The following is an 11,434-nucleotide window of genomic DNA, read 5'->3' on the forward strand; positions in this document are numbered from 1 at the left end:
AAATAAATGAATGAATGCCGTATGATTGCTCACTTGTAGAGACGCTTAGAAGACAAGTGAGTTTTTTTGTGCCAAAAGTTTGAATGATAAATCACAAGTGAAATAGTTCACATCTACGAAAAAATAGGTACAATGAAAGCAGAGGATTCGATTTATGTGAACGGCATTACTGATATTGAGGGCAAAATATCTTTAATGAACGGATGATGACTTATGGAATATTGTGTAACCACCAAAAATAATGACAGTTGGTATATTGGTACCAACAATTTCGACCTCTTCAAGGCAGATAAGACTGAAGCAATAATGTTTCAAGGCAATGGTTATCTAGGTATAAGGGCAACTGCCGAAGAAAGAAACTTAAACGAGAGACGTGACATGTTCGTGTCTGGAACGTTTGATGCGTTCAATGATGAAGTTACGGAACTTCCTAATTTGCCTGATCTATTAAATATGGAGATCATAATTAATCAACGAGCATTTTCATTAAGCACAGGATTGATAGAAAATTATCATAAGCATCTCAATTTGAAGAACGGTGAGTTAATTCGATCATTTGATTGGTTAATTGATGGTAATAGAATCAGTTTTAAGTTTTCACGTTTTGTTTCAATGAATGATGTTCATTTATTTGTCTCAAAATTAGAAATTACTTCTAATCAAAGTGATTTAAATATTAAACTCAATTCAGGGATTGATGGTCAATATTCCAATAGTGGAACTCAACACTTAGTTGAAGGCGACAAACGTTTGTTTGATGGTAAAATTCTGCAATTGCAGGAAAAGACGCAACAAACGAATATTGGTTTTGCTTTTAATGTGACACAAAAGGCCTATATAGATGAGGTATTGTTAAAAGTTAAGCCCGATATTAGAATGGATCGCCGCCAAATTTTTGACGAATATAATGTTGACATGGCTAAGGGTAAAAGATTCACTTTTGTTAAATATGCTAATGTCTATACGACTATTGATAGCGATGTGGGTAGTGACACTATTTCAGATATATCCATAGATGCAATTAAGCGTGCCAGTTTACTTAATTATGGTGAATTACTGAATAAATCAGCCAATACTTGGAATATCAACGTTTGGCAACGTAGTTTGATCAGTATTGATTCAGATGATGTCAAACCACAAGTAGCAATCAATTTTGCTCGTTATCAGTTGGCGGCCAATACTCCTAAAGATTCAAGAATGAATATTGGAGCTAAAGGTCTGACTGGCGAGGGGTACAAAGGCCATACGTTCTGGGATACAGAAATTTATATGTTGCCATACTTTACTTTTACAATGCCGGAGATGGCTCGCAATCTGCTGAAATATCGTTATTTAGGACTAGATGGTGCCAGAAAGAAGGCTAAGGCTAATGGTTACTGGGGAGCTCAATTTCCTTGGGAATCAGCTTGGTCGACTGATGGTGAAATGACGCCACCTTGGGGATCAGCTGATATTGTAACGGGAAAGCCAATGCGAATTCTTTCAGGTTCTTTGGAACAACACATTACCAGTGATGTGGTTATTGCCGTAATGCAATACTTGTCGATTACTAAAGATGAGAGATTTGCTGAAGAAATGGGTTATGAAATTATTTTAGATGCTGCCAAGTTTTGGGCTAGTCGGTTAGAATGGGATCTTGCACGTAAGAAATTTGTGATCGATAATGTAATTGGACCTGATGAGTACAAGGAACATATCGATAACAATGCGTTTACCAATTACACTGCTTTCTGGTGTATTCAAAAAGCGATTGCAGTGATTGATGTATTGAAAAATTCTAATCCGGAAATATATAATGGATTGAATTTGAAATTAAAGCTTGATGAATCTTATCAAGACTGGATTTCTAAGGTTAACTTGATTTTTCTACCCAAACCTAATGAATTCGATGTTATTCCAGAAGATGACACATATTTACAAAAGAAAATAATTGAAACAGCTCAGTATCAATCCGACGGAGGTCATGCGAAGATCTTCAAAGATTATAATTTACAACAGATTAATGATTTACAAGTTACTAAGCAGGCTGATGTCTTATTGTTAGTCTTCTTATTTGAAGATTTATTTAGTGACGATATTAAACTTGTCAATTGGAATTACTATGAACCCAAGACCACACACGATTCATCACTATCTTTTTCAACTCATAGTATTTTGGCCAGTGATTTAAATTTGGCTGATACGGCTTATGATTATTTTGAAAGAGCATGTGAAGTCGATTTAGGGACTGGCGCCGGCAAATCAAATCAAGGGTTACATATGGCCTCAATTGGTGGTGTTAGAGTTCTTGATGGTTAATTAAGAATCGAACCGCATCTTCCAAATAAATGGAATAGTTTGCATTTTGAAATTAATTGGCAAGGTAGTTTGTTAAAGATTGATGTGTACAAGGATACCTTCCAAGTATCTGTTTTAGGAGACGCCATTACTTTTATTAACCACAATGAGATTTATCACGTTGCTGCTAATTCAAAAATAGAAATCCCTATATCGATTGAAGTGAACGTAGAGGATTAAAGAAAAGTCTTATCAATTTCGTTGAGGAGTTGATAAGATTTTTTTGTTGATTAACTAATTAATTTTATATTTTTGAATAATTAAACCGCTTTCTATAATAGAATTAACGTAATAGTATAGGAGGAGAAATTATGAAAAAGGTAGCAATCATCACAGGTATTTCTTCAGGGATGGGAAAAGCGGCAGTGTTATATTTTAAAGAACAAGGATTTGAAGTCTACGGTGGTGCTCGCCGAATTGAAAGATTGGTTGATTTAAAGGAGCAAGGTATTCATACACAGAGTCTAGATGTGACTGATGCCATTTCAGTGCGTGCTTTAGTGGATCGTGCTATTAGTGAACAAGGACAAATTGATGTTTTAGTGAATAATGCTGGTTACGGTGAATTTGGTCCGATTGAAGAGGTACCGATAGAAAATGCTAAAAAGCAGTTTGATGTCAATGTCTTCGGGGCTGCTCAAATAACAAAATATGTTTTGCCGCAAATGAGACAACAAGGTTCAGGCCGAATTGTTAATATTTCTTCAGTTGGTTCTAACATTTATAGTCCACTTGGTGGTTGGTACTACACTACTAAAGCTAGTTTGAACATGTGGAGTGACGTTTTAGATCAAGAGGTCAAACAATTCGGAATTCGTTCAGTTATCGTTCAACCAGGTTTAACCAAATCTGAATGGAGTAAGATTGCTTTTGAAAATGCTAAGAAGAACTTAGTTGAAGATTCACCATATGAAAACATGCTTGATAAAACAGAAGAACTCTTCTCAAAGATTACTTTCAGTGAAGCAACAGCCGAAGATTTGGCAAAAGTATTCTACAGAGCTGCGACTGATATTAAACCAAAACGCCGTTACTATCACTCGATCGTTGATCATGGGATGGTCTTAGTGGCTAGAACGATGCCTAATACTTATCGAGCAGTTTTATCCAAAATGATGAAGGGGATTTAATATGGCATTTTTTGGATTCAAAGATATTGATAAATTATCAGAAGTTGATATGGCCATTTATCGCTATATTGTTGATCACGATGAACAAGTTCCTTTAATGAGAGTACGTGACTTATCTCAAGGGGCACATGTTTCCAATTCTTCAGTCATGCGCTTTATTCATAAAATTGGTTATAGTAGTTTCCCCGAGTTCAAGGTTTCATTTAAAAGTGAGAATCAAGATTTAATGCGTTCAAAAAGTGATGTATTGAATATTATTGATCGGAATGCTTTTCCCAATGACATTGAAAAGACAATTAAGTTGGTAGCTCATTTGATGCTAGATGCTGATAATATTGTTTTCTTTGGAATGGGAGGGTCTGGTGCAATTGCTGAATATGCTTCGAGACAAGCAGCGTCATTAGGATTCAATTCATATGCAGTTAAGGATCCGTTTTATCCTTTGATCCAACAATTACACAATACTTCTAATAATGTCATCGTTACGCTATCAGTTTCAGGGCGGACTAGTGAAATTTTGGAAACTTTAAATAACTTTGTTAATAGTCCAGATACTATTTTAGTTAGTATAACGGGAAATATTGAAAGTCCTATTGCTAGAATTGGTCGCTATGCACTTAGTTACAATATTCCAGAAACTAGAATTCATAAATACTACGATTTAACAAGTCAGGTACCGTGTGTTTATATTGTTGATGGTTTACTAATGGAATTACATAATCAAGACATTGATCGAAAAATAGAATAATGGAACATGTTGTACCGCGATTGGAATATTATTCAAAGCTTAGGTACAGCAATTCAAAACGCTTACAAAGTATTCACAATTTGTAAGCGTTTTTCTATACTGGTATTTGTAATCAAATAAAGGGGGATTCATATTATGATGAACAGTTTCAATACGTTCATGGAAAAACACATTGTTCCGTTTGCTACTAAGTTAAACGAACAACGTCACATCGCTGCTATCCGTGATGCTTTCATGTACACATTTCCAATCACAATGGCTGCTTCAATTGTTATTTTGATTAATAATCTTGTCTTTTCAAAACAAGGTTTTATTGCACAGATTTTATTTTTACCGAAATTTTTCCCACATTTGGAAGATGCTCAAAGGCTTCTAAACTCTGTAACTAACGGAACAATGAATATTCTTTCAATTTTCATTGCTTATCTGGTTGCTAGAAATTTGGCCAAGTATTTTAAAGCCGATGATATGTTAGTTGGATTGACAGGAATTGCTGTCTTTATGATTATGTACACACCTTCAATTATGAAGGGCGGAGTTACATACCTACCAACAACATATCTTGGTGCCCAAGGCTTGTTTGTTGCCATGCTCTGTGGTGGCTTAGTTGGTGAATTCTTACCTAAGCTTACTAGAATTAAGAAACTACAAATTAAAATGCCTGATATGGTTCCGCCAGCTGTTGCTCGTTCGTTTAATGGTTTAATTCCAATTGTTTTTGTCATTATGGCTGCTTCAATTTTGAATTTTCTTATTCAATTGGTTGCACCACAAGGTATCAATGATGTGATTTATAAGTCTATTCAAACACCGCTTACTCATATTGGTGTCAATATCTATGGTGTTATTATCATTGCCATTGTTCAAAATTTGCTATGGCTTGTTGGTATTCATGGTCCAAATACTTTGAATGCTTTGAGATCAATTATTTTTACTGAAGCTGATATGAGTAATCAAACATATATCAATCTTCATGGTGTCGTAGGTGTCCCACATCGTGTTACATGGGGAATTTTAAACGATGTTTTTGCTAACATGGGTGGTTCTGGTATGACTCTAGGTCTTATCATTGCAATTTTCTTAGTATCAAGAAGAAAAGATTATCGTGCTATTGCTAAATTAGCTTTCGTTCCAGGACTATTTAATATCAATGAACCTTTGATGTTTGGTCTACCAATTGTTTTAAACCCAATCATGGCTATTCCATTCGTATTAACACCTGTTGTTAATATCTTGGTTGGTTACTTTGTAACTGTTGTCTTTAATTGGATACCATCGCCGGCGATTAGTATGTCTTGGACCACTCCAGGACCATTGATGCCGTTTATAGGAACTGGTGGTAATTTACTAGGACTAGTAATTGGATTTGTTTGTTTAGCAATTTCTGTAGCTATGTACTTCCCATTCGTTTTGGCAGCTAACAAGATGGCTGTTCCTGACGATGACGAAAATAAAGAGGAAAAAATCGAAAAGGGTGCCGAAGATGAAGATATCAACGGTACTGTAGAAGCTTAATTATAAATATATAACGATGATGTAACGCATTTGAGGAGGACAAATTTATGACTTTAGAAGGAAAATCATTTCCAGACGGATTTTTATGGGGTGGCGCTGTAGCTGCTCATCAATTAGAAGGTGGGTTTGATCAAGGGGGCAAAGGTATCAGTACAGCTGATGTAATGACTATCGGAGCCAACGGTGTGCCTAGAAAAATTACTGATGGAATTGATCCTAATGAATTTTATCCTAATCACAATGCAATTGATTTTTATCATCGTTATCCTGAAGATATAAAATTATTTGCTGAAATGGGCTTCAAGTGCTTTAGAACATCAATTGCCTGGACAAGAATTTTTCCCAATGGTGATGATGAACAACCTAATGAGGCTGGATTAAAGTTTTATGACGATATGTTTGATGAACTACACAAATACAACATTGAACCTGTAATTACATTGTCTCATTTTGAAATGCCATATCATTTGGTCAAAAAATATGGTGGTTGGCGCAGTCGTAAGGTAATCGACTTCTTTGTTAAATTTGCTACAGTTGTCTTCAAACGTTATAAGAATAAAGTTAAATATTGGATGACATTTAATGAAATCAATAATCAAACTGATTATGAATCAACACACGCTTTGTTCACTGATTCAGGAATTGTTCCTAAACCAGAAGAAAATAATGAAAAATTAATGTATCAAGCCGCTCATTACGAGTTAGTTGCTAGTGCTAAAGCTGTCAAAATTGGTCACGAGATCAATCCTGATTTTCAAATTGGTTGCATGATTGCGATGACTCCAATCTATCCACTCACATCTAAACCAGAAGATATTCTATTTGCTCAACGCGCGATGCAAACAAGATTCTGGTTCGCTGATGTTCACGTAAATGGATTCTATCCACAATGGTTGTTGAATCATTTCCAAGAACGTAATTTTGATTTGGATATGACTGACGATGATTTGCAAGTGTTAAGCCAAGGTAAAGTTGATTATATAGGATTCAGTTATTACATGTCCTTTGCTGTCAAAGATACTGGCAAGCTTGAATACAATGAAAGTCATGATCGTGTTAAGAATCCTTACGTTAAGGCTAGTGAATGGGGTTGGCAAGTTGATCCCGTTGGCTTGAGATATGCTCTAAACTGGTTCAATGATCGTTATCATTTACCATTATTCATCGTCGAGAACGGACTTGGCGCTATCGATAAAAAGACTAGTGACAACAAAGTTCATGATGATTATCGAATTGACTATATGACTGATCATATCCATGCAATGAAACAAGCTGTTTTGAAAGATGGTGTTAATTTGATTGGTTATACACCTTGGGGCTGTATCGATTTGGTAGCCGCAAGTACCGGTCAGATGTCTAAACGCTATGGTATGATTTACGTTGATGAGAATGATGACGGAACAGGTAGTTTGAATCGATACAAGAAGGACTCATTCTACTGGTTCCAAAATGTCATTAAAACCAATGGTGCGGAGATAGATTAATATGAAAAATTATGTAGGTTTAGATATTGGAGGAACTTCAGTTAAGTATGGTTTAGTTGACGAAAATGGAGTTGTATCTAATAAAGGACATTTTAAGACTAACGTTGATGACCAAGCTGGTTTGTTGAAGGACTTGGTAACAGCCGTTAAAAACATTCAATCAGTTGATAAGAATGTTTTAGGTATCGGTGTCAGTATGCCTGGTGTTGTCCAAGCAGATGGTTTCCTAACAACTTCTGGAGCTGTGAAATGTTTTACAGGTATCAATTTGGCCCAATTGTTAGAGGAAAAAACAGGTTTGCCTGCCAAAATCGAAAATGATGCCAATGCTGCAGCGATTGCTGAAAAGTGGATTGGCTCAGCTCAAGGAATTCACGACTATATTGGTTTAGTTCTGGGAACTGGAGTCGGTGGTGCGATGATTATTAATGATCAAATCTATCGTGGCGCTCATGCTCGTTCTGGTGAATTCGGTTGGATGATTGTTGAAGATGATGATATTGATGTTGAGATGGGCAGTCTAAATTTCCGTGGTGCGACTGTCATTGGCTTGATCAGACGATATAATCAGTTCAGTGATCAACCAGTTGAAGATGCTCGCCTAATCTTTAAACGTGCTGACGGTGGGGAAGTTTTAGCTCAGAACATTTTGAAGAGTTACTATCATAGTCTGGCAAAGGGAATTATCAATTTGGAAGTTTCCTTTGATCCAGCGGTAGTAATTGTTGGTGGCGGAATTAGCGCTAATACTGAATTCATCGAAAATCTGAATAAGACGATTGAGGAAGTCAAGGCTACACATAATAGTATTAAGGATATAGATTTACCACTTGTCAAAGCAGCTAAATTGAAGAATGATGCTGGGATGATTGGTGCAGTTTATCAATTGATTCACGCATAGAAACAGAATGGCTTGCCCCCGTTAGGTTTTTATAAAACGTGAAAAAAATCAGCGACTCTGTATTTTGAAGTCGCTGATTTTTTGTCCAATTTGTATATTTCCTCCTTGTCATAATTACTATCAACAATAACTAAAGATGATAGGATTTGTGTCGAACCAAAAGTATTTTAAATATTAAATATTTTTATCTGATGGGGGTGAGAATATGAATGATTGGTTCAATAAAAGGATTATGCCAGGTATGATGAAATTTGTTAATACCCGTGTCATAACCGCAATAAAAAATGGTATGTTAGTTTCCTTGCCATTCATCATGGTAGGTTCTGTTTTCTTGCTACTGAGTTCATTTCCAGTTCCAGCGGTTGCTAATTGGATGAATAAGGTTGGTCTAACGCCATATTGGACACAGGCTTATAATGCTTCATTTGGTGTTATGGCAATCTTTGCCGTTGTTGGTATTGCTTATAATTGGGCAAAAGATGCTGGGTTCGAACCACTTCCAGCCGAAATGACAGCTCTGGTCAGTTTTCTACTGATTATGCGTCCAACTACGGCAGTTATGAATGGTACTAAAACAGTTATTGCTGCAAAACAAGCACCTACAATGTTAGGTGGATTTATTGATAGAACTTGTCTAGGCGGTCAAGGGATGATTGCTGCAATCTTAGTTGGATTGTTGACAGGTTGGATCTACTCTTGGTTTTTAAAACATCATATAACAATTAAATTACCTGATGCCGTACCACCCGCAGTTGCTGAATCATTCATTGCTTTGATTCCAGCTTTTGTAATCGTGACAGGCTTCTTACTTGTTTATATCTTCTTTGATTTAGTAGTACACGAAACTGTAACACAATGGATCTATACAACAATTCAAACACCTTTACAAGGAATAACCGATACAGCCGGAGGTGTCTTCTTAGTTGGTATTTTGGTACCATTCTTGTGGTTCTTTGGTGTTCATGGTTCCATCATTGTTGGCGGAATTATGGGACCACTACTACAAGCTAATGCACTCCAAAATGCTCAAATTTTTAAAGCTCACGGTGTTGTAACCCAAGCCTTAGGTGGACATATCTTTACACAATCATTGATGGATCAATTTGGTACCGTTACGGGTGCCGGAATGACATTTGGATTAGCTGTCTATCTTTTGTTCTTCGCTAAGTCAGTACAATTAAAGAGTATTGGTAAATTGGCATTTATTCCAGCTATCTTTAATATCAATGAGCCGATTCTCTTTGGCTTACCAGTTGTATTGAATCCAATCATGTTGTTACCATTTATGTTCATGCCAACATTTTCAATGCTTTCAACATACTTCTTAATTAAGATTGGTATCTTACCATACTTGAATGGTGTACAAGTACCATGGACTACACCACCAGTAATTTCAGGATTCTTGATTGGTGGTTGGAAAGTTATGATTTGGCAAGCTATCATCATTATCGCATCATTCTTTGTTTACTATCCATTTGTACACAAACAAGATGCAATCCTTTATAAACAAGAACAAGCTGAGGCTAGTGCTAAAGCTTAATATATTAGGTTAATAAAGACTCATGAGTATTGTAAGCTCATGAGTCTTTTTATAATCTCTCAGTTAAATAAATTAAAATGATGAAATTATTTATAACATTGATATTGATTTATATGATTGAGAGTAATAATATATTGCCCAAGGAAGCACGAAAACAATGTGCTGAAAGTGGGGAGATTATATGGGGAAATATTTGAATACTAAAAATCATTGTTTAAATATAGTTTGGATTATTATCAATGCAATATTATCGGCAATTACGGCAGTTTTACTGACATATTCGACAAATGCTATTTTTGATAGGAATATCAAAAAATTGTTTTTCTGGTGTTTAATCAATCTTGCAGTATGGATTCTATTATTGTTGAGTGATTACTATCAGGCATTCTTTCAAGAAAAATTTGTTCAAAAGATTTGTGCAGATCTGCGTGTGAAGATTGCTACCGATATGTCAGAAGATACTTATTCACATTTTCATAAAATGAATACGGGTCAATATATTTCCCAATATACAAATGATGTTGGGATGATTGAAAAGAATTATTTGAACAATCTCTACTTGGTTTTGTCCAGCATCTTTGCGGTCATATCATCGGCGATTGCGTTGGCTCTTTATAGTTACTATTTACTGGCGGCAACTGTAGTATTAGCAGGAATTCTCATGACTTTGCCTAATTTACTTTCTAAGCCAATGGGGAAGGTTACTGAAGAATTATCTAGTTCCAATGAAAATTTAAATAGTGAAATTTCTAATATTTTGAATGGATTCGACGTGCTTTATAGTTATAATCGCTTGTCAGTTTTGCCCAAATTGGTTAATAAATATGCTCGACAATATTCGAAAAATAAAGTTGATTATACAAAGACTTCTAAGCGTGTTGAGAATTCAATTGGTAGTATAAGTATCTTCTGTCAGGTAGGAATAGATTTATTAACCGGTATTTTAGCAATTGGACAAATAATCCCTATGGGAGCTATTAGCTCCACCGGTAATTTGGCAGCGACTTTATTCAATTCGTTATCTCAAATTGGCAGTGAATATACGCAAATTAAGGCAACTAATTCTATTGTAGAAAAATTGAAAGTTAATTTAACTCAACAAAAGAAAGCTATGGATTCTCAATCAGAGTTACCAAGCTTTGAAAAGAATATCCAGATTAAAAATTTATCTTATTCGGTTGGTGGAAAGGATATTTTTAAAGATCTTAATTTATCAATAAATAAGGGTGAAAAGGTGCTGATTACTGGAAATAGTGGAGTCGGCAAAAGCACGCTCTTAAAGATAATTAGTGGACAGATTAAGAATTATGAAGGACAAGTTTTAATTGATGGTTTAGATTTAAAGAAAATTGATTATAAATCATTAAATAGAAATATTACATATATTGATCAGAAACCATATCTTTTTGCTGAAAGTATTAGGAATAATGTGACTCTTTGGAGACAAAATATTGAAGAAAAACTTTTCAAGAATTCCCTAAATATGTCCAAAGTTGATTTTCTTAATAATGATGATGCGGTTGTTCAGGACGATGCCTCGAATCTATCGATAGGACAGCAACAAAGAGTGGCTTTGGCAAGATATTATATTAAAGGAACACCGATTGCGCTATTAGACGAAGGTACATCAGCGTTGGATTATGATACGTCTTCAATAGTAGAAAGAAACTTGCTAGATGACCAGAAGAGAACGGTAATCGAAGTAGCCCATAAGTTTAATAAAGAGAACGAAAAGTATTTTACTCAAACTATAAATTTGGAAAATGTTTAATGGCTTAT

Annotated in this window: 9 protein-coding genes; all 9 read left to right on the forward strand. The window is 35.3% G+C overall.

Annotation, left to right across the window (positions count from 1 at the left end):
- Nucleotides 1–213: 213 nt before the first annotated feature.
- The 9 genes from FD33_RS05305 to FD33_RS05340 all read left to right on the forward strand — a co-directional run bounded on the left by FD33_RS05305 (nt 214) and on the right by FD33_RS05340 (nt 11,426).
- Entirely contained in the window at nt 214–2,298 is a 2,085-nt protein-coding gene (locus FD33_RS05305) for a glycoside hydrolase family 65 protein (RefSeq protein WP_056955823.1), read from the forward strand.
- Nucleotides 2,299–2,304: 6 nt separating this feature from the next.
- Complete coding sequence (locus FD33_RS13155; RefSeq protein ID WP_081784478.1) at nt 2,305–2,517, forward strand: glycosyl hydrolase family 65 protein; 213 nt, start codon at nt 2,305–2,307, stop codon at nt 2,515–2,517.
- A 131-nt stretch (nt 2,518–2,648) separates the two neighbouring features.
- Entirely contained in the window at nt 2,649–3,467 is an 819-nt protein-coding gene (locus tag FD33_RS05310) for an SDR family NAD(P)-dependent oxidoreductase (RefSeq protein WP_025084564.1), read from the forward strand.
- A gap of 1 nt (nt 3,468) precedes the next feature.
- On the forward strand, nt 3,469–4,215 hold the full coding sequence (locus tag FD33_RS05315; protein ID WP_025084563.1) for a MurR/RpiR family transcriptional regulator: 747 nt from the start codon (nt 3,469–3,471) through the stop codon (nt 4,213–4,215).
- Nucleotides 4,216–4,353: 138 nt separating this feature from the next.
- The gene (locus tag FD33_RS05320) at nt 4,354–5,730 is read left to right on the forward strand and encodes a PTS sugar transporter subunit IIC (protein WP_025084562.1); all 1,377 of its coding nucleotides are present in this window, start codon (nt 4,354–4,356) and stop codon (nt 5,728–5,730) included.
- Between the two features lie 47 nt (nt 5,731–5,777).
- On the forward strand, nt 5,778–7,214 hold the full coding sequence (locus FD33_RS05325) for a 6-phospho-beta-glucosidase (RefSeq protein ID WP_025084561.1): 1,437 nt from the start codon (nt 5,778–5,780) through the stop codon (nt 7,212–7,214).
- 1 nt (nt 7,215) lies between these two features.
- Nucleotides 7,216–8,115 (forward strand): ROK family protein, encoded by a 900-nt coding sequence (locus FD33_RS05330; RefSeq protein WP_025084560.1) that lies wholly within the window; start codon nt 7,216–7,218, stop codon nt 8,113–8,115.
- A gap of 205 nt (nt 8,116–8,320) precedes the next feature.
- Nucleotides 8,321–9,655 (forward strand): PTS sugar transporter subunit IIC, encoded by a 1,335-nt coding sequence (locus FD33_RS05335; protein ID WP_025084559.1) that lies wholly within the window; start codon nt 8,321–8,323, stop codon nt 9,653–9,655.
- A 181-nt stretch (nt 9,656–9,836) separates the two neighbouring features.
- Nucleotides 9,837–11,426, forward strand: coding sequence for an ATP-binding cassette domain-containing protein (locus tag FD33_RS05340; RefSeq protein WP_025084558.1), 1,590 nt, complete (start codon nt 9,837–9,839; stop codon nt 11,424–11,426).
- The last annotated feature ends 8 nt before the right edge of the window (nt 11,427–11,434 follow it).

The organism is Companilactobacillus paralimentarius DSM 13238 = JCM 10415, assembly GCF_001434985.1.
GTDB lineage: Bacteria > Bacillota > Bacilli > Lactobacillales > Lactobacillaceae > Companilactobacillus > Companilactobacillus paralimentarius.